The sequence below is a fragment of the Maribacter antarcticus DSM 21422 genome (assembly GCF_000621125.1).
GTDB classification, from domain to species: domain Bacteria; phylum Bacteroidota; class Bacteroidia; order Flavobacteriales; family Flavobacteriaceae; genus Maribacter; species Maribacter antarcticus.
The window spans coordinates 177,047-196,650 of sequence record NZ_JHZC01000007.1 but is presented as its reverse complement, the minus strand read 5'-3'; the positions used below and the strand labels follow the sequence as shown (position 1 = coordinate 196,650).

The 19,604-nt window shown below is 36.2% G+C and carries 16 protein-coding genes and 2 pseudogenes; 8 read left to right on the top strand and 10 right to left on the bottom strand.

Annotated features, from left to right (window positions below; translation table 11 throughout):
- Window positions 1-28 precede the first annotated feature (28 nt).
- From Q360_RS0107715 to Q360_RS0107690, 7 genes and pseudogenes are all read left to right on the top strand, one after another.
- A complete protein-coding gene (locus Q360_RS0107715; RefSeq protein WP_027076574.1) occupies window positions 29-3,232 on the top strand; it encodes a SusC/RagA family TonB-linked outer membrane protein in 3,204 nt (1,067 codons plus the stop codon).
- Window positions 3,233-3,243: 11 nt separating this feature from the next.
- Complete coding sequence (locus tag Q360_RS0107710; protein WP_084273390.1) at window positions 3,244-4,845, top strand: SusD/RagB family nutrient-binding outer membrane lipoprotein; 1,602 nt, start codon at window positions 3,244-3,246, stop codon at window positions 4,843-4,845.
- Window positions 4,846-4,858: 13 nt separating this feature from the next.
- Window positions 4,859-6,196 carry an SLC5/6 family protein gene (locus tag Q360_RS0107705; protein ID WP_027076572.1) on the top strand — a complete coding sequence of 446 codons (1,338 nt, stop codon included), beginning with the start codon at window positions 4,859-4,861 and terminating at the stop codon, window positions 6,194-6,196.
- Window positions 6,181-6,816 (top strand): annotated as a pseudogene (locus Q360_RS22740) (metallophosphoesterase family protein); the annotation flags it as partial. The gene Q360_RS0107705 and the pseudogene Q360_RS22740, both read left to right, overlap by 16 nt.
- 234 nt (window positions 6,817-7,050) lie before the next feature.
- Window positions 7,051-7,386 (top strand): arsenosugar biosynthesis-associated peroxidase-like protein, encoded by a 336-nt coding sequence (locus Q360_RS25160; protein WP_047417834.1) that lies wholly within the window; start codon window positions 7,051-7,053, stop codon window positions 7,384-7,386.
- A 117-nt stretch (window positions 7,387-7,503) separates the two neighbouring features.
- Complete coding sequence (arsS, locus tag Q360_RS0107695; RefSeq protein WP_027076571.1) at window positions 7,504-8,559, top strand: arsenosugar biosynthesis radical SAM (seleno)protein ArsS; 1,056 nt, start codon at window positions 7,504-7,506, stop codon at window positions 8,557-8,559.
- Window positions 8,560-8,841: 282 nt separating this feature from the next.
- Window positions 8,842-9,459, top strand: a complete 618-nt coding sequence (locus tag Q360_RS0107690) for a TetR/AcrR family transcriptional regulator (RefSeq protein WP_027076570.1) — start codon at window positions 8,842-8,844, stop codon at window positions 9,457-9,459.
- Here Q360_RS0107690 and Q360_RS0107685 read toward each other — a convergent pair.
- The 3 genes from Q360_RS0107685 to Q360_RS0107675 all read right to left on the bottom strand — a co-directional run bounded on the left by Q360_RS0107685 (window position 9,449) and on the right by Q360_RS0107675 (window position 12,190).
- Entirely contained in the window at window positions 9,449-10,546 is a 1,098-nt protein-coding gene (locus Q360_RS0107685) for a glycosyltransferase family 9 protein (protein ID WP_051554628.1), read from the bottom strand. The two genes, Q360_RS0107690 and Q360_RS0107685, sit on opposite strands and share 11 nt — an antisense overlap.
- 63 nt (window positions 10,547-10,609) lie before the next feature.
- Window positions 10,610-11,221, bottom strand: a complete 612-nt coding sequence (locus Q360_RS0107680) for a DUF4254 domain-containing protein (RefSeq protein ID WP_027076568.1) — start codon at window positions 11,219-11,221, stop codon at window positions 10,610-10,612.
- A 30-nt stretch (window positions 11,222-11,251) separates the two neighbouring features.
- Window positions 11,252-12,190, bottom strand: a complete 939-nt coding sequence (locus Q360_RS0107675) for a DUF6427 family protein (protein WP_027076567.1) — start codon at window positions 12,188-12,190, stop codon at window positions 11,252-11,254.
- A 41-nt stretch (window positions 12,191-12,231) separates the two neighbouring features.
- Here Q360_RS0107675 and Q360_RS0107670 point away from each other — a divergent pair, with 41 nt between their 5' ends.
- On the top strand, window positions 12,232-12,453 hold the full coding sequence (locus Q360_RS0107670) for a DUF6341 family protein (RefSeq protein ID WP_027076566.1): 222 nt from the start codon (window positions 12,232-12,234) through the stop codon (window positions 12,451-12,453).
- 89 nt (window positions 12,454-12,542) lie between these two features.
- On the opposite strand, the gene purD is transcribed toward Q360_RS0107670, so the two are convergent.
- From purD to Q360_RS25700, 7 genes and pseudogenes are all read right to left on the bottom strand, one after another.
- Window positions 12,543-13,814, bottom strand: coding sequence for a phosphoribosylamine--glycine ligase (gene purD, locus Q360_RS0107665; RefSeq protein WP_027076565.1), 1,272 nt, complete (start codon window positions 13,812-13,814; stop codon window positions 12,543-12,545).
- A 48-nt stretch (window positions 13,815-13,862) separates the two neighbouring features.
- Window positions 13,863-14,835 (bottom strand): annotated as a pseudogene (locus tag Q360_RS22735) (GDP-mannose 4,6-dehydratase).
- A gap of 6 nt (window positions 14,836-14,841) precedes the next feature.
- Complete coding sequence (locus Q360_RS0107655; protein ID WP_027076564.1) at window positions 14,842-16,194, bottom strand: exopolysaccharide biosynthesis polyprenyl glycosylphosphotransferase; 1,353 nt, start codon at window positions 16,192-16,194, stop codon at window positions 14,842-14,844.
- A gap of 85 nt (window positions 16,195-16,279) precedes the next feature.
- Window positions 16,280-17,017 carry a WecB/TagA/CpsF family glycosyltransferase gene (locus Q360_RS22730; protein ID WP_051554627.1) on the bottom strand — a complete coding sequence of 246 codons (738 nt, stop codon included), beginning with the start codon at window positions 17,015-17,017 and terminating at the stop codon, window positions 16,280-16,282.
- Entirely contained in the window at window positions 17,004-17,243 is a 240-nt protein-coding gene (locus tag Q360_RS25705) for a hypothetical protein (RefSeq protein WP_156950050.1), read from the bottom strand. The genes Q360_RS22730 and Q360_RS25705 overlap by 14 nt, the downstream gene beginning before the upstream one ends.
- Window positions 17,244-17,500: 257 nt before the next feature.
- Complete coding sequence (locus tag Q360_RS0107640) at window positions 17,501-18,781, bottom strand: O-antigen ligase family protein (protein ID WP_027076562.1); 1,281 nt, start codon at window positions 18,779-18,781, stop codon at window positions 17,501-17,503.
- Window positions 18,782-19,507, bottom strand: coding sequence for an O-antigen ligase family protein (locus Q360_RS25700; protein ID WP_156950049.1), 726 nt, complete (start codon window positions 19,505-19,507; stop codon window positions 18,782-18,784). It lies immediately after the preceding gene.
- Window positions 19,508-19,604 lie beyond the last annotated feature (97 nt).

The following is a 19,604-nucleotide window of genomic DNA, read 5'->3' as shown; positions in this document are numbered from 1 at the left end:
AAAGTACTAACTCATTCTATACCAATACATGAAGTATTTATTGTTAGCCATGACTTTCTTCATGGTAACCATTACCAATGCACAAGAAACTATTTCGGGTACCATAACAAATACGTCTGGCATGCCAATCCCATATGTAAACGTACAATTAACAGGCACGAATAAGGGAACTATATCAAACGAGGAAGGTACGTATAGCCTAACCGTCCCTAATTCGTTAGGGGTGCTAAAATTTTCCGTGCTCGGCTATGAAACACAAAACGTTCCTATGAATAATATAGGAATTATAGATGTGACCTTATTGGAATCCTTCAAGCAATTAGATGGAGTCGTATTAACGGCATTAGGTCTAAAAAGGGTAACCAAAGAATTAGGCTATGCCGTGCAAAGTCTAGATGCTAAGGGAGTAACTGAGGTGAAAGCAGTTAATTTTCTCGATAACCTTACTGGAAAATTAGCAGGTGTAACCATCAACCAAGGGGCAACAGGAGTGGGTTCTTCGTCTAAGATTACCATCCGTGGAGAAGCTTCTTTTTCTAACAATAATCCTCTATTCATAGTAGACGGTGTTCCTATAAACAATAATTCCATCTTCAACTTTACCAATGAGGCTGCAGCTGGTTTTCAAGCAATTGATTTTGGAAACGGGGCCATGGAGGTAAATCCTGATGATATCGCGGCAGTGTCCGTATTAAAAGGCCCCAGTGCAGCAGCGCTTTATGGTACTCGAGCTTCTAATGGTGTTATCGTTATAGAAACCAAGAGCGGAAAGAATACGCAAGGCCTTGGTATAAGTTATAACACTAGTTTTTTCGTCGATTCTGCATTTCGCCTTCCAGACTTTCAAAATGAATACGGACAAGGACAATCTGGAGTGTTCGAGTTTGTAGACGGGCTTGGAGGCGGAACTAGTGACAATATAACCTACAGCTGGGGACCGCGTTTAAATGCAGGGAAGTTAATTCCTCAATTTGATAGTCCGGTTACTTTAACAGATGGCACCGTAGTTCGTGGTGGTGATACAGCACTTTATAGTGGTCTGCCTATTACACCCACGGAGTTCCGTTCCAATCCTGATAATTTGAAGGATTTTTATACTACTGGAACAACACTCATAAACAATATTGCTATTTCAAACGGATTTGAAAAAGGAAATTACCGACTCTCGTTTACAGATTTAAGAAGTGAATCTATTATTCCTGGAGTGAATCTAGACCGACAGACAGTAAGTGCCAGATTAGGTTTTATGCCTACAGATAAGCTAAGCATCAATTCTTCTATCAGTTATGTGAATTCACAAAGTGATAACCGCCCATCCAACGGGTATGGTTCGGAGAACGTAAATTATTCCTTGGTAGCATGGGGGCCACGTTCCCTAAATATAGATAGCCTTAGGGACTATTGGCAACCAGGTCTAGAAGGCGTGCAACAGTATTCTTATAACTATACTTTTTTTGATAACCCCTTCTTTATACTGAATGAAAACCGTAATTCCTTTAACAGGGACCGTGTTTTTGGAAATATATCTGCCCGTTATGATATTACCGATTATTTAACGGCAACCATACGTTCTGGAATGGATTACTCAAGCGAATTGCGCCAACTGCGCCGTGCGTTTAGTTCCAATCGTTTTCAGAATGGTGGTTATGCGGAGCACGATGTGTTCTTTAGAGAAATAAACACCGACTTTCTTTTAAACTATACCAATCAATTCAATGACTTTAAGGTTGATGTTTCTATAGGTGGAAATAGATTGGACCAGAAAGCCTTTACCTCACAATCACAGACTACAAGCTTAGCGCAACCCGGTATTTTCCGCCTCTCAAATGGCGCATCGCCTATTGAAGTGTTCGAGTTTGAATCCAATAAGCGCATCAATAGTTTTTATGGTTTAGCGAAGTTTGGGTACAAAAATTTTCTATTCTTAGATATTACGGGAAGGAACGACTGGTCAAGTGCTTTGGCAACACCATTTTCGGTAGGTAACACCTCATTTTTCTATCCTTCTTTTTCCAGTAGTTTTATTCTATCTGAAGTCGTTAAATTACCTAAAGCATTTTCCTTTGCACAACTTAGAGCAAGTTGGGCACAAGTAGGAAACGATACCAATCCATATCAAACTACAGGTGCCTTTGTCGCACAAACGCCATTTAATGGTCAACCTACATTTAGTAATCAAAACACGATTGCGAACCCTAATCTAAGACCAGAAACTACTTCTTCTTTTGAAGTAGGTGCTGATTTACGATTTTTCAGTGATCAATTACGTTTTGATATCTCCTTCTACAATGCTGTTACGGAAGATCAGATTATTTCACTTCCAATAGGCATCTCATCTGGCTTTACACAACAAGTTGTAAATGGCGGAAAGGTACGAGCGAAAGGCTTGGAAATCATAGCAGGTATCTCTCCTATTATTTCAGACAATTTTAAATGGAATAGCACCTTAAACTTTAGCACGAGCAGAGCTATTGTAGAGGATTTACCCCAAGATGAAGGTCGACTCACATTAGCCTATTCTAGAATATACGACAGTCAAAACCAAACGGTATTTTTACAAGTTGAAGAAGGTGGCCGTGTTGGAGACCTTTACGGAACAGGGTACTTAAAAAATGATATAGGTGATTTTATTCTAACCGATGAAGGTGGATACATTCCAGATAACAAGCTCCAAAAATTAGGCAACTACAATCCAGATTTTATGTTAGGGTTCAATAACCAGTTTGCCTATAAAAACTGGAACCTTGGTTTTCTATTGGATTGGCGGCAAGGTGGAATAATTGTTTCCCGTACAAGAGCTTTAGGAAATGTTGGCGGACAACTGGCCGAAACCTCGTTTAGACCTGAGGTAGGTATAGTCCCACAAGGTGTGGTAAATACTGGAACAACGGAAAACCCAGTATTCACACCAAATACTGTCTCTGTATCAGCCGAAAGCTATTACCGACAATTTTATGACCGAAACCATGAGGAGAACAATACGTATGACGCGTCTTTCCTTAAACTAAGGCAGTTTTCTATCGGTTACACCTTTGACAAGCTCAGCTTATTCAAGCAAGATGCCAGCCTGAGTTTGTCCTTAATAGGAAGAAACTTGTTCGCCATTACGGAGAATCCATATTTTGACCCTGAGCAATTAGCCGTTCAAGGGCAAGGTTTTGTTAGTGGTGTAGAAGACATGTCCTATGCAACCACGCGTAGTTTTGGTTTTAAAGCAGGATTTAATTTTTAAGAAGGAAAGAGATGAAAAAATTATATAGTCTACTAATTACATTTTTACTTGAAATTTACAAATTCTTGCCAACGCTTCACCTGGCCCAAAATCATCATTGTTCCGTCCTGTTTTTAGAGGAGAAACGAGTGCATTCTACCCTCCCTGCTAAGAAGAAGGGACTGCAGGAGGCGTTCTTATTGGTTAAAATTTCTATTTTTTTGACCTTATTTTCTGCCTGTACCCAAGATTTTGAAGAAATAAATACCAACCCCAATTCACCTGTAACTATACAACCAAGTCTGCTCTTACGCCAGGTTATCTATGATTACGGGGAACAGATGTCCTATGAAGGATTTACCGCTGGGAATTTATTAGGACAGTACACCACAGCGCTGGATTTTAACCTTTTTGATAGACATAACTTAAAGTCGCCCCAATTAGGTGGCAATCCTTGGCCTATTTTCTACAAAAACCTAAGGGATAATGAAATCATTTTAAACCTATCCCAAGAAAATGAAACCTTTGCAGTTTATGAAGGTCCTGCTCTTATTCTTAAGGCATATATGAGTGCAGGGGTAACAGATTTATTTGGAGATGTGCCCTATTCGGAAGCTTTTAAAGGAAATAACGGGACCGTAACCCCTGTTTATGAAGCACAAGAATCCATATATGTGGATGAAGGAGGTATTCTGGATAACTTGGAAAAAGGTATTACAGCAATTGAAGCATATAATGGTAGTATTGCCTTAGCCGGCGATATTCTTTTTGAAGGCGATCTAAATGGCTGGATTCGTTTTGCAAATTCGCTTCGGATTAAGCATCTGATTAGAATTTCAGATAAAATAGATGTTGCTTCCCAATTACAAGCTATAGTTGCAGAGGGTGATTTTATTGATGAAAATTCTGAAAACGCCATTTTTGACTTTACAGATGGAGAACCCAATAATTTTAGATTGGCCCGTTTGCGTATTGGAGATTTTAACAACTTTGTTCTTTCTGAAACCATGGAAGAAATACTAACCGACTTGAACGATACTAGAATTTCAAAGCTGTTCAGACCTTTCGGTAATAGCGATTCAGGTGAATTCAATGGCTTGTTAAACGGAATAGATGCCACTCAAAATGCCGCTATTCTTGCTAATTACTCTTTAGTGGGCACCATCTTTCGTGAAAATACAGGCGTACTAGATGCGAACTTCATGACGAGCATGGAAACACACTTTCTACTTGCTGAAGCAGCACAGAAAGGGCTAATCACCGCCGATGCCCAAGCCCTCTACAATGTTGGAGTTGCGCAAGCTTTTAACTACTGGAAAGTAGATCTCCCAACGGATTACTTAACGGGAACAGGAGCATACACTAATGGGGATGCATTAGAAAATATCATTACACAAAAATGGATTTCCAATATGATAAACGGGTACGAAGGTTGGATAGAGTTCAGAAGAACCGGCTTTCCACAATTGAAAATCATCTCAGCGAGTTTAAACGATAATTTGTTACCCGTTCGTATGCCGTATCCCGCAGAAGAAGAGGCTTTAAATGCTGCTAATTATCGAGCTGCAGCGATTAAAACAAATGGAAATAGTGTAAATACACCTGTTTGGTGGGACTCGAAAAGCGAGGATTAAAGTTATACATATGATTGAGGTTAATTTATGGCAATGGGGGTTAGTAATTGCATCTAGTATGGTGCTGTTTCTGCTTTCCCCATGGGCAAAAAATACCAATCAGTTTTTTAAGGCGGTTCAAAAGAAAAAAGAACCTAGTACATTTATACTAATGGGTAGTCTTATCATTTCTTGGATCTTTGCCAAGAGCATTACTAATGCTACAAATCTAGGATTAGACTATGGTATTGTTGGCGGCGTTGCGTATGCAGGATATTATGTGTCATTTGCTGTTGCCGGTGTGGTTATTTATAAGATGCGGTTACACGGCAAATACACAAGCATTCACCATTTTCTTAGGTCTAAGTTTGGCAAAGGAGCGGTGGCCGTTTTTTCTATTCTCATCGCTATCCGACTATTTAATGAGGTTTGGAGCAATACAATGGTTATCGGCACTTATTTTGGAGATATGGGAACGAGTCCTTATTATTGGTCCATACTTGTTTTTACAGCTTTGACCTTGGCCTATGTACTTAAAGGCGGTATGAGCAGTTCTATTTTTACTGATGTCATACAAATGGGGCTTTTCGCTATTCTTCTACTCGTAATTTTAGGAGCCATTTTTAGTGCTGACACCAACTTTTCCTCTAAAACCGTTATTATATCAGGGATTTGGTCCTTTGATATGGGCTTAAACTTACTTTTTGCGGCTGTTTTACAATCGTTTAGTTATCCGTTCCATGATCCAGTTCTAACAGACAGAGGTTTTCTAAGCAGTCCAAAAATTACGCTAAAAAGCTTCCTGTGGGCAAGTATTCTTGGTGCTTTATGTATTATACTTTTCAGTTTTGTTGGGGTATATGCACAATCGCAGGGAATGCAAGGACAAGCAGCTGTTGAAGTCGGTAAGGCTTTCGGAATCGTTATTTTATTAGGTATTAATTTTATTATGATAACCTCGGCTGCATCTACCTTAGACTCCACATTTTCCTCTTTTTCCAAGCTATTGGCAATCGATTTAAAATTTGGGAATTCACTTAAATTCGGACGTTGGTCTATGGCTTTAATTGCAGCGCTAGGCACCATCCCTGTTTTTTTGAATGCGGAAATACTATCAGCAACTACCATAAGCGGCACTATGGTTATCGGCTTAACACCCATTTTTCTATTTTGGAAAGACAAAGCACCTAAGATAAGTTTTCACCTAAGTGTTTTTTGTGGAATTTTATTCGGATTTTTACTGATTTTCAGTTGGTTTCCACAAAGATTAATTTTTACCACAGGAAAATATGCGGATTTACTTTGGATTAATTTCTGGGGAATTTTAAGTTGTATCACACTCTATTTTATACCCAAATGGATAAAGAGATAACACATATTGGTACCAAAAACGGAAAGCTATTACTCTTTGGAGGGGTATATAGTAATCTGCAGGCTTTGGAGCAGTTAATAGGTATTGCTGACACCGAAGGCATTACTCCAGAAAATTGTATTTGTACAGGAGACATTACTGGATACTGTGCACAACCTGAGGAAACCATTGAATTATTCCGTGAATGGGGTGCGTTGAGTATAGCAGGTAATGTAGAGTTACAATTAGCCAACGATAGTGAAGATTGCGGTTGTGATTTTAAAGCAGGTGGCCGTTGCGATAGTTTTTCCAAACTGTGGTTTCCCTATACAAAAGGCCATTTATCAAAAGAATCCTTGCAATGGATTTCTGAGGTTCCTGAATATATTAGTTTTGATTATGGCGATAAAAAAATTACGGTAGTTCACGGGAATTATAGAAACACATCAGAATTTGTTTTTAAATCCAACGCCAATAGCAGTAAAGAAAAGTGCTTTACAGAAACCAAAAGTGATGTTATTATTGCTGGACATTGCGGACTCCCTTTTCATCAGTCCATAAAAGAACAGCTGTGGTTAAACCCTGGAGTTATTGGCATGCCCGCAAATGACGGTACCACAAGAGTCTGGTATATGATACTGGAAATACAGCAAGGTGAATTAAATTATACTCATCGGTCTTTTGAGTATGACCACACCACAGCGCAACAACTAATGTTTAAAAACCACCTACCTGAAGCGTATGCAGATACATTAACTTCCGGTAATTGGGACAACATGGAAATCCTTCCCGAATTGGAAAAAATGGGGCAGGGAATTCCTATTAGTTTAGATACATCAAAACAAGAAACAATAGCACCTAAAACAAACAAAAAAATGGCAGACTCGTATTACGATCCTAAAGACCTTAGAAAATTTGGCAAGATCACTGAATGGAGCGAAGAGCTCGGAACTAAGTTTTTTGACTATTATGGTAAGGTTTTCGAAGAAGGTGCACTAAGTGCAAGGGAGAAATCCTTAATTGCCCTAGCTGTTTCCCATGTGGTGAAATGTCCTTATTGTATTGATGCCTACACCAAAGATGGTTTGCAAAAAGGAATTACCAAAGAAGAAATGATGGAGGCTGTGCATGTAGGTGCTGCCATTGAAAGTGGAGCGACATTGGTGCATGGGGTGCAAATGATGAATAAATATGATAAGCTGTCGATGTAATCGACAGAACGCTGCGCTCTAAAATATGAGACCGCTGTGCTTTTAGAAATAAGATTATAAACAGCGTCCGTATAGTGAATTCTAAATACACACTACTTTGTACTCAACACAAAAAAAATGGCTACTAAATCATTAAAAGCGAAAGGAAACGAGCTTGCTCAAAGCAATAAACAGCTCGATATTTTAAACGGAGGTCTATTTGCCGATGGTGAACTTCCCTTTTTCAAAGATAAAATCTCAGAAATAGGTCATTTTCCACTAAGACCTAAAAAACTGGAGATTCTTCAGCTTAATTTAGGATATATGTGCAATCAAGTATGTGCTCATTGCCACGTAGATGCAGGTCCGGACCGTAAAGAAATTATGACCCGAGATACCATGGCGCAATGTCTAGAAGTCATTAAAAATACGGGGGCTCACACGTTAGATTTGACTGGTGGGGCGCCAGAAATGAATCCTGATTTTGAATGGTTTGTAGAACAGGCGGCTGAAGCAGGTATTAAAGACTTTATCGTTCGCTCCAACCTTACGATTATTAGGGCAAATAAGAAATACTATCATTTACCAGATTTCTTTAAAAAACATAATGTGCATGTCATCTCTTCTATGCCACACTGGACACGTGGTAAAACGGACAAACAACGAGGAGAAGGTGTGTTTGATAAATCCATAAAAGCACTACAGGAACTAAACGAAAGAGGATATGGGGTGCCAGGTAGCTCTTTACGGTTGGATTTGGTCTACAATCCATCAGGAGCATATTTACCGAGTGACCAAGCAGCTATGGAGAAAGACTTTAAAAAAGCTTTGAAAGAAGATTTTGATATTCAATTCCATAATTTATTTGCCATTACCAATTTACCCATAGCTCGTTTCTTGGATTATTTAATAGCTTCGGAAAACTATGATGACTACATGTATGCTTTAGTAGATGCGTATAACCCCTCTGCAGTAGCAAACGTAATGTGCACCAATACTATTTCCATAAGTTGGGACGGATGGCTTTACGATTGTGATTTTAATCAAATGCTAGATTTGAAAGTAGCAAGTAAGATAAAGCACATTAAAGATTATAACGAAGGTCTACTTAACGATAGGAATATCATCGTCTCTCAACATTGCTATGGGTGTACCGCCGGTGCGGGGAGTAGTTGTCAGGGAACGGTTGCTTAAAGGTCACAAACGTTAAGTTTTTGATAGATAATGAATATCAAAAAGATTAGAAAGCGTCTTTAGTTATGGCAATCACTAAATTTTGAATCCCTTTAAACCAAAAAATAAGTCACTTAAACCGACGACTCGGTCGGTAACTATTTTCAAATAATGGGTAGTACATCGATATTTTGCACTTTGGCCGATTATTTGTATCCGCATATCCAAATATCCTGTTCCTAAATACAATCTGAGGGTTCTTTGTATAGACCACATGGTCGGATTAACCCAAATCTTGGAATTATGGAAAAATCACTAAAACGCATGGCTACCATGCAACGTATGCAGGCTAAAGGATTAGAGTTATTCTATTCAAAAGGATACTATAACACAAGTGTAGATGATGTTTTAAAGGAGCTCTCTATGAGCAAAGGCGCATTTTACTATCACTTTGATTCTAAAGAAGACTTCTTTATACAGATTGTTCAGAATTTACTAGCTAGGAAGGTCTACAGCACTTTAATCGAACCTATTGAAGGCCATGAGAACCCTATTTGGAATATTACCAAATGTTTTGAAGATGTCCTAGAAAGCGCAGTTAATAACGAGATGGATTTTGGTTGTCTTCTCAGTAATTTTTTATCAGAATTTAACGGGCGAAACGAAACCATTATGAAGCATCTAAACGATATTCTTTCTATCTGGGAAGTAAATCTTGTTTATGCCTTACAAAAAGGAAAGTCTAATGACCATTTAGACCGTCATGTAGACTGTGAGGCCGTTGCCACATACCTAATGAGTGCTTACTTTGGAGTACGAACACTAATGGCAGGAGCTTCACCTAGTGCTAGAAAATATCGTTTTATGGGTCAGCTTAAACAATACTTCAGATTAATCGAAGCTAAAAACGTTACGGTTTAGTTTCTTCGAAACGCAATACTCCTTTTATTTTTTGAATTACTTGTTCCGGAGCTATGGTTTCCATAGCACGGTCATAACCCTTAGGAAATCTATTACCATAGACCGATGTAGGTATCAAAGGATATTTATCTCTATCGGATAGTAGTGCATTTTCTTGCGCTTGTCCAAAGGGATAAAATCCGGTATATGGGTGTGTTACACCCCAGAGTGTTATTGTTGGAATCCCATACATGGCAGCTAAATGGGAGTTACCACTGTCCATTGCTACCATAAGGTCCAAGTTAGAAATAAGGGCTAGTTCTTCTTCAAAATTAATCTTACCTACTACACTTACACAATGTTCCAGTTCCTGTTCCCATACTTCCAATTGTTTCTTTTCCGTGGTACCGCCACCAAATAATAAAATTTGATATGCTCCCAAGGAATTCAATTGTTCTAAGGCCTCTTTCATAAGATGCAAAGGATACATTTTTCCAGAAAAGGCAGCAAACGGGGCTACACCGATATAGTGCTTGACTTGTAAGCTAAGAGCTTGCTTTAACTTAGGTGTTAACCCCAAGCTAGAAAGTATATGCCTATTTTCTAAATGTACCGGAAAACCTAGCGATGCAACTACATCCGCATAACGTAAATACATTGGTTTTAAAGGTTCAAATATTTTGTTTTCAGTTGCCGTCAGTGCCTTCTTCTCCTTTCTTGCTTTATCTACCTGTATAAACGGAATTCCTTGAAACTTAAAAAATCGTTTTAAAATAGAACTTCTAAGTACGTTATGGAGGTCGGCAACACTATTAATTCCTGTAGGTTTAAGCTCTTTATATAGTTTCCAAAGACCTAAAACACCCTTATGTCTTCCCTTTACCTCAGCCTTGTGAACAGTAACATTTGGTATTTGAGCAAAGATAGGTTCAAAGAAAGGTTTGGTAAGTACAGTGATTTTTAAATAAGGATATTTTTGAGTCAAGGCAATCAACACAGGAACGGTCATGGCGACATCACCCATCGCCGAAAGACGAATAACTAGCAAATGTTGCGCGTTCCTATTGGAAGGTTTCAAAGTAGTGCTTGAACTTGAATCCGAACCCATCACTCAAAAAATTAAAACTATTATGAATTAGTAGTGCCAAAAAATAAAGCAACTTGTGTTATTCTACTTCTCTTTCGTTGTCTTCCTTAATACTGGATTTAACTCATCATCATTATACATCTTCATTTGCTTGTAGACTTTCATGTATTTATTTCCCGCTTCTATATTGGTCAAAAGCTGATCAATTGCCTTAGACAAATCTACACGCTGTTCCAATAATATGGCAAGTTTCGTTTTACACTTTTCTAAATGTTCCGGAGAAGCATCTGTACGGATGGCCTCTTCGTTCATATGATATATTTTTAAGGTCAAAATAGAGAGTCGATCAATGGCCCATGCGGGACTTTCGGTATTTATCGTGGCATCCTTTTTGATTTCAACCGATTGGTATTTATTTAAGAAGTAACTGTCTATAAATTCTACCAAATCTGTCCTATCTTGGTTACTGGCATCAATCTTACGTTTCAACGTCAATGCGGCATTCGGTTCAATTTGCGGATCACGGATAATATCTTCGTAATGCCACTGAACTGTGTCTATCCAGTTTTTTCGGTAGAGTAAATGCTCAATACTATCCATCTCATAAGGGTTGGCAAACGATTGGTAGACATCGTCTTTTAAATGATATTTTTCTATACTCTCCCCAAAAATATCGATTGTAAGTTTACTGAACATAAGGCTACTTTTTTACAAATATAATTCTAATTACCCAACCCATAGTTTGGCTAAAAATGCAAGCAAGGGCACTACGACACTTAGCACAAGTGCCAGCTCCAAAATATTTTGCCTTTTTATAGATTCTATGTAATTACAAATAAAAATAACAGAGGGGAAAAAAGTAATCATAATTGCATAGGTGCTTTCCGTTTGCACCAATAAATTTAACAGCAACCCTAGAACGAAGGAGAGTGCCACAAGCCTAATGGTGATGATTTTACCTGCACCGGCTTTCCCTAATGCCAAAAAACACCAAAAAGCGAGTATCAGATTAATGCTGATGTACGCGCTTACTTTAATACTGGAATCCCATTTGGGGGCATAAATAGCCGCATAGTCAATCTCGAAGCTATAGTGTTGTATTAAAAAATCAGAACTGTTAGCCAGTACCAAAACCACATATGTTATCATAAAAAATGAAAACCCTGCGGACAAAATTACCAGCCAATTCTTGATATCCTTAGGTTCATAAATATAAATAGTAACAAAGACCAGAACCATATATAATATAGCCCAGTCATAGAACAAACTAGCGGCAAGAACCCAGAGCGTAGCATCAAAAGCTTTTGACCTTATATTCTTTAAAGACTTTATGCTCAACACCCTTCTGGTTGCAAGCAATAGAAACAAACTACATAGGATGGCATTACTATCCGATAATGTTTCTGGAAAAACTACGAACAAGAGCGTGTAAAAAAATATCGCATACGAATTTGCCCCAGTAAGCTTGTTCCTGTTTACTATGAAATCAACAATAAAAACACTGAACAAAAGAATACTCAAAACAAGGATTTCTACCGCCATTTGCTTGGTAGAAAAATCGGTCTCGAAAAGGTAAACTTGCACCGTCCAATAAAAAAGGAATAAAAAACCTAGTAAAATTATAAAATTTATAGGTTTTGTTTTTCCAAAAATGCTTGAAATCATCTACGATTTTTATATTTTTGTATTGTAAATATAGGAATAACATGAAGTCATTATTTGAAGGTATCGCCGATTTATTTGTAAATGTGCTATTTACACCGTTTGATGTTTTACGATTTATGGAAAGCTGGACACTCTCCAATAGCATAAATTGGTTTTTTATGTTGATTGGTTCTGCAGCTTTTATTTATTGGATGTTACAGTTGAAAAAATACAACGATACGGGTGAAGAAGATAAGTCTGTCACTTCTCACTCTTATTTGTAAGGTGCTTTTCCTTACAATTTAAAAGCACCGTTTACTTTGTTTTAAATTTATAATCAAACGATGCTTTTATTTTTTATAGATTGAATGGATTATAAGTCAAATCCGATATCCTTTCTGTAATTTATACCCTCAAACGAAAGTTTTCCAACATTCTTATACGATGTTTTCAAGGCCGATTTAAAATCCTCTCCAAAAGAAGTGATGGCTATCACGCGACCACCATTGGTTACTATTTTTCCATCCTTAACCGTTGTGCCAGCTTGAAATACAAGGGAATCGGTAATGGTCTCTATTCCCGTAATTTCCTTTCCTTTCTCGTAACTCCCAGGATATCCGCCAGAAACCGTCATTACCGTTGTTGCGCTACGTTGATCAATTTCTAGGTCAATCGCATCCAAACTGCCATTTGCAACGGCTTGAAACAATTCCACCAAATCATTTTTAATACGCGGCAGCACTACTTCTGTCTCTGGATCACCCAAACGCACATTGTATTCAATCACCTTGGGGTCATCCCCTACTTTTATTAGCCCAATGAATATAAAACCTTTATACGGCAGGTTATCCTTTTTAAGCCCTTCTACGGTAGGCTTTACTATCAGCCGCTCTATCTTATTCATTAGCTTCTCATCGGCAAAGGGAACGGGGGAAATAGCCCCCATACCCCCTGTATTAAGTCCAGTATCACCTTCACCGATACGTTTATAGTCCTTAGCCGTGGGTAATACTTTATAATTTTCACCATCAGTTAGCACAAAAACGCTTAATTCTATGCCATCCAAAAACTCTTCGATGACCACAGTGGCACTTGCTGAACCGAATTTCTCGTCTACAAGCATCGCTGTAAGCTCGGCCTTGGCTTCTTCTAAGTCGTTAAGAATTACCACTCCCTTTCCTGCGGCAAGGCCATCTGCCTTTAATACATAAGGAGGGGTAAGTGTTTCCAAGAATTCATACCCTTGGGTCACCGTTTTAGAAGTGAAGCTCTCGTAACGTGCTGTGGGAATATGGTGGCGCATCATAAACTCCTTTGCAAACTCCTTACTGCCTTCCAAGGTAGCAGCCATTTTCTGTGGGCCGATTAGGGGAATAGCCGCTAACTTTTGGTCATTAAGAAAATAATCATGTATTCCGTTTACTAAAGGATCTTCAGGGCCTACAATGACCATATCTATACCAATATCCACTACAAATTTTCCGATAGCGTCAAAATCATTTACACCAATCGTTATATTTTCTGCGATGCTTGCTGTTCCAGCATTACCTGGCGCCACAAAAAGCTTCTTTAGCTTGTTACTTTGTTTTAGTTTCCAAGCCAATGCATGTTCACGGCCTCCGGAGCCAAGGATAAGAATGTTCATTTATTTTTAAATTTTAGCAAACATAGTACTTGCCTTGCTTATACTAAATTATATATTGGAAAAATTCCGGTGTTCTTTCTTTTGTAAGTATGGCTTTGTGAGTGACTTAAAATAATCGTATACGATATTAATCCTTCCGAACGCCCTTCTTTTGACTCCCATCCTAGTATTTCCTTGGCCTTAGTCATATCCCGTTGCCGTTGCGTGGGGTCGTCCTTGGGTAACGCTTTATAGATTTTCATTTGATTCGCTCCTGTAAGCGCCAAAATTTCCTCTGCAAATTCCTTAATAGCGGTTTCGTGCGGATTACCGCTATTCATAAGCTCAGCATCATCACTAAATAACAATCAGTATATACCTTCTGCTAAATCTTCTATATAACGGGACAAACGTGTCTAAGAACCATCACCAATTACGGTTAAATCTTCCCCTCTTAATACTTATCCCATGAATGCTTAGAGCAACACGCCGATTATTAAGTCTCCTTCTGGGTCCGTAAGCACTAAAAATACGCACGGTACGTGTTTCTAAACCATGAAACCTATGGTACGCCATGGTAATAGATTCCATAAAACGTTTGGCCTCGTCATATACGCCCCTTGGACCAACTGGACTAACATTCCCGTAATACTCCTCGTTTTGGGGATGCACCAATGAATCTCCATAAACCTCAGACGTAGAGGCTACTAAAATCCGTGCATTTTTATCTTTTGCCAGTCCCAAAAGATTAAGCGTTCCCAAAGAGCCCACTTTTAGTGTTTCGATTGGTATTTTTAAATAATCTATAGGACTTGCTGGCGAGACAAAATGCAGGATATAATCCAACTTCCCTTCCAAGTGCACAAAATTTGAAACATCATGATGATGAAACTCAAAGTGTTCTAAAGGAAAAAGGTGGGCTATGTTTTTTAAATCACCTGTTATTAGGTTGTCCATACCAATAATATCCTTCCTTTATAAACCTATCGCATAAATGTGACCCCAAAAAGCCTGTTGCACCTGTAATTAGTATTTTTTTCATAGATTCCTAATAGGCCTTTTCTTCGCCTTTAATTGCATTAACAATTGTTTGAACGACTATTTTCAAATCTAAAAAAAAGGACCAGTTTTCAACATAGAAAATATCAAATTTTATTCTATTTTGAATATCAATGTCATTTTCAATCTCTCCGCGATATCCCCTAACTTGAGCTAAACCAGTTATTCCTGGCTTTACAAAATGCCGCAGCATATATTTGTCCACTCTGTTGGCGTACTCATCAGTATGTTTAAGCATATGAGGTCTAGGCCCAACAACAGACATATTACCAAATAATACATTATAAAATTGTGGTAACTCGTCTATACTGGTTTTCCTAATAAATTTTCCAATCTTAGTCACGCGCATATCATTCTTTCCTGCTTGTTTAGCGTCCGCATTTTCATTCACCGCCATGGAACGAAATTTAAAGCATTGAAACTCATTATTGTCAAAACCTGTTCTTTTTTGAATAAAAAATACAGGCCCTTTAGATTCCAGCCTTATTAATAGGGCTAAAAGAGGGCCTAACCATAATAGCAATCCGAAAATCACAAATAAAGAGAAAACAATATCAAAAGCTCTTTTTAATAAGGCATTCAATGAATTGTGCAATGGAATATCTCGTAGCGATAATATAGGTAAGTAGTCATAATACTCAAACTTAAGTTTTTTAGCAAAAATATTCTTATTGTCTGGCAAAAACTTAAGCGTTTTCAAGTTGTTATCTGCAAAATTTATGAACGCGTTTAGCTCAGCGTTCTTTAACTCCGAAACTGAACAGTAAATTTCATCAATATTATTATTGACAATGTAACGAAAACATGCCAAAAGATCAAAATCCTTGTCTCGCGGAACAAACTGTTCCGAAAAATTATACCCAAACTCTCTTCTTGTGTTAAATATTTCTATAAGTTGATTTGCTTTTTTGCTCTTACCTATAACTACTACATTTCTTATATTTCCTTTTACCCTTTCACGATACTGCATTAACAATACGTAATTCAAAAACTTTAATGAAAATATAGCTAAAAAGACAAATATAAAGTATTGACCCAATGCAAGTCGACTTATGTTAGGCTGTTTAAAAAAACCTATAAATGCGTAAAGAATTAAGAAAAAAAACACAAACTGAATAAGAAGAAGTCGTAAAATATAAACAACTTTACTATATCTATAGACTTTGTAAAATTCAGTTTTAAATGATATAACTAACCAAGCGAGAGTAATATAAGTATGGAATAGGTATGGGTTAACAAAATTAATTGGTAAGTAATAAGCAAAAAGATTTAATGCCAATAAGTCAATCCCACATGAAATTGGATATATTAAGTTGGAATATCTGTGTTGGTTAAAAAACATATTACTTTTAATCTAAGCCTAAAATATAACTTATAGAACTAGGACTAATCCAAAATACATGAAATCTTTATTAAATTCTTAAGAACTACCGTTTACTGAATTTATAGACCAAAGCATCCTTTAAAAATAAAAATACTGAAATTGGATAATCAACAAAATATCTTCTAAACAAAACTGGCTCATCCCAAATCCTGTACGCCCATCTTAAATGTAATTTATCTGTCCAAATAGGGTAATAATCAAACGATTTGGCTGTTTGATGCATAAAGCCTCCACAAGTATGACCAACCCCCTGAAAACCCGCTATTTTTAATTTTAATAGAAATAATTCCTGATAGGGCGAACCCATTCCGACGATGACGAAGTCAGGTTTCTGTGCAATAACTTCCCTTATATACAAATCTTTATCTTCTTCTGTGTCAAAATATCCGTTTCGATAACCTACTATGTTCAGAGTTGTATATTTTTTTGAAATTTGATTGATAAAACCAACTATATTGAGCTGAGTTGAGCCAATAAATAATATAGATTTTTTTTCATACACACACTTCTTTAAAACTAAAGGGGCTACCGAAGTCATATCAAAACTAAAACGTTTTAGTTTCTTTTTATTTGAGTTAACAAACAGATTTAACAATACCACAAGTAACTGACCATCTATTGCAATATTATCGAACTGAGCAAAAACCACTATGTTCTTTCTGTAAAAAAGATAACTAAAAGGGTTCAGATAAGCAGTAATGCCATTATCCCAAAACTTATCTCCCGAGTTAATTTTAGATTCTAAAATCGCTATATTATTCTTTTTTTTATTCAAATTCATTATTATATTTTAACAATGGATTTGCCATAGCCTCTGTTGGTGAAAATTCTTGTGCCCAAATATTACCCTTTGAATTATACTGCCCTATGCGAAATTTAAAAAAATCTCCAGGTGGTATATTAATCTTAGCTACTCTAAAATTCTCAAAAGATGTGTTAATCTCTTTTTTAGCAAACGTAAAAGAATAATTTTTAAAGGTATTATCTACCAATATAAAATGCATCATGAATTTATACTTTAAATTCATAGCATCCGACGAAACTATGTATAACACCTCTTTTGTAAATAAGATACAAAAGTCATTCGAATTTTTAAAAAATGTTGCGGATTTTAAATCCTTCTGAAACTTTTCATCTTCTAAACTTATTTTTGATTTCTCAATGTTTTCAATTTGGATTTTTCTGTCCGCGTTATTTTTACACGAGAAACACAAAATGGATAGAAAAACCAAAACACATGTCCTTTTTAAAAAAAAGAAAGATTTTAACTTGTTAGTATACATACTTCGTTCTCATCTTTATTAGTATTCTTTCTTGGCTCAAAAAAAAGTATTCCTAAAATATAAGCGAAAAAATAAATTCCCATCTGACGGTTTAAAGCAACCTCCACAAAAAGAACGATTAAAAAAAAAGTATAAATTACAAGGAAACATACATTATTACTAGTCCTTGCAATTTTTACGATATAAATAATACTAATAAGATATAAAATAAGACCAACTGCCCCAAACTCATAAGCTAATTGTATATAATTGTTATGAAGGTTTAAGTTTGAAATTGACTTTAGAGCTTTCTTGTGGGCGTACCCATAATTTGATTCCAAAATATCTTTTTGAACTTTCCAACTAAAAAGCTTCTCTTTCGCACCTAATCCAAAGCCAGTGAGTGGCCGTTCATTTAATTGACTTATAGCAGTATTCCAAAGCCAAAAACGTTGCGATATACCATCTTCATTATTTGTTCCAACGTCTAAACTATTTCTTGTTTTAAACAACTCATTAATTCGGCTTTCTTTGTTAATGAAAGTGAACGCCATTAGTATACAGATTGATGAAAATCCAAAAACAAACCATACTATTTTACCCTTATTATCGCTATTTAATATTGTATATAAGAGCAACAAAATAAATAAAACTATTCCAATTTTTGACTGAAGAAATACAAGGCAACAAAAGTAAACACTATATCCTATTATTTTAAACTGGACCTTAACACTAGATTCATTAACAAACCACATAGCAGTAATAATATACAACGCATAATATGTTGGATGAAGATCAAATAATGATGTAAATTCAAAATAAAATAAATACTTTATATCATCATATAAAATATATCGAACAAAACCATACCCAAATGATATCAAACAAGATATAAATATTCCAATACAAAATGAAAGTCTAAACTTTGTATAATTAATTTTATTGTAAGCTTGTGTAAGTACTATAAGTAGAGGAATAAAAAATATTGGAGATATTCTTATTATTAATTCTATTGCTCTGGGTAAAAAATCGGTAGTAAATAACCCAAAAACATATAAAATAAAAAGAAAAGAAAAGCATCCAATAGAAAGAAACTCCTTCTTTTTTAAATCTATTTTATGAATATTCATCAGCGCTACTAAAACAAATAATAGCAGCGATAGCGATGTAAATATTGGTGAAAGAGCCAAAGAAAAAGCACATAGATATGCAAACAAAGGAAAAACGTTTTTCCTTATTTTTTGTATTTTTTTTCTAGATAAATATCTCTGATTAAGTTTCATCTAAGACCTATTAAATTCTAAATTTTCTTTTGAAACTAACTGAAAAGAGGCTATTAGAAGAATAGAAATAAGAAATAAATTAAATATCATATTTGAATACCATAAAATTAAATATAACAGTGAAACTAGTAAACCAGTAATATTCTTTGTTGATATTCGATACAAAAATATAAAAAACACTGAAGCCCCTACAATACCCCAATCATTAATGATTCTGATAAAATCATTATGCGGAAAAAAGTCTTTCCCTATTTCATCAATAATTAAAAGTCTAGAATACTCGTTCCCTTTACCAAATAACATTTCCCAAATAGTACCAGAATAAAAATCTAATTCAACTACCTTATACATCTGGTATCTTAAACCAAAAGAAGCATCCCTTGCATCTTCATATCTCAAGGTGATTAATTCCGGGAATCTCTCTATTACCAAACCATAAAGTCCGTAAACAAAAAACAATGTTGTAAAAACAGCTAAAAAAACTAAACCCAAACTCATTGCTTTTTTTTTAATAAAAAAAACTAAAAATGGGTATGCTATTAAAAATAAAAGAACCAATCTAGTCTTAGAAAGATAAACTAGTAATAGAACTATAAATAAGAGCATAAGCCTTGTTCTGCTAAATGGCTTTAGTGTAGCATCTACAAGTATAAAAATAACTACTAATATTCCTGAGAAAGTAGTTGGTGAAGCTGTGAAGCCAACAAAACGATTTCCAATTTCCATATGTCCTTGGTCTAAAAACAGAAATGGCACGGACAATAATAAATAGCAAATAAAAAACTTAAAAACTACCTTTTCGTCAATACAAACGGAGTTTTTC

What these genes read in the sequence shown, in the direction of transcription:
- Q360_RS25705 (WP_156950050.1), bottom strand. Translation starts at nt 17,243, where the DNA reads ATGATGCATTTTATATTGGTAGATAATACCTTTAAAAATTATTCTTTT.
- Q360_RS0107715 (WP_027076574.1), top strand. Translation starts at nt 29, where the DNA reads ATGAAGTATTTATTGTTAGCCATGACTTTCTTCATGGTAACCATTACC.
- arsS (WP_027076571.1), top strand. Translation starts at nt 7,504, where the DNA reads ATGGCTACTAAATCATTAAAAGCGAAAGGAAACGAGCTTGCTCAAAGC.
- Q360_RS25700 (WP_156950049.1), bottom strand. Translation starts at nt 19,507, where the DNA reads ATGGAAATTGGAAATCGTTTTGTTGGCTTCACAGCTTCACCAACTACT.
- Q360_RS0107690 (WP_027076570.1), top strand. Translation starts at nt 8,842, where the DNA reads ATGGAAAAATCACTAAAACGCATGGCTACCATGCAACGTATGCAGGCT.
- Q360_RS0107680 (WP_027076568.1), bottom strand. Translation starts at nt 11,221, where the DNA reads ATGTTCAGTAAACTTACAATCGATATTTTTGGGGAGAGTATAGAAAAA.
- purD (WP_027076565.1), bottom strand. Translation starts at nt 13,814, where the DNA reads ATGAACATTCTTATCCTTGGCTCCGGAGGCCGTGAACATGCATTGGCT.
- Q360_RS0107670 (WP_027076566.1), top strand. Translation starts at nt 12,232, where the DNA reads ATGAAGTCATTATTTGAAGGTATCGCCGATTTATTTGTAAATGTGCTA.
- Q360_RS22730 (WP_051554627.1), bottom strand. Translation starts at nt 17,017, where the DNA reads ATGAATTTGAATAAAAAAAAGAATAATATAGCGATTTTAGAATCTAAA.
- Q360_RS25160 (WP_047417834.1), top strand. Translation starts at nt 7,051, where the DNA reads ATGGCAGACTCGTATTACGATCCTAAAGACCTTAGAAAATTTGGCAAG.
- Q360_RS0107710 (WP_084273390.1), top strand. Translation starts at nt 3,244, where the DNA reads ATGAAAAAATTATATAGTCTACTAATTACATTTTTACTTGAAATTTAC.
- Q360_RS0107675 (WP_027076567.1), bottom strand. Translation starts at nt 12,190, where the DNA reads ATGATTTCAAGCATTTTTGGAAAAACAAAACCTATAAATTTTATAATT.
- Q360_RS0107655 (WP_027076564.1), bottom strand. Translation starts at nt 16,194, where the DNA reads ATGTTTTTTAACCAACACAGATATTCCAACTTAATATATCCAATTTCA.
- Q360_RS0107685 (WP_051554628.1), bottom strand. Translation starts at nt 10,546, where the DNA reads ATGGGTTCGGATTCAAGTTCAAGCACTACTTTGAAACCTTCCAATAGG.
- Q360_RS0107640 (WP_027076562.1), bottom strand. Translation starts at nt 18,781, where the DNA reads ATGAAACTTAATCAGAGATATTTATCTAGAAAAAAAATACAAAAAATA.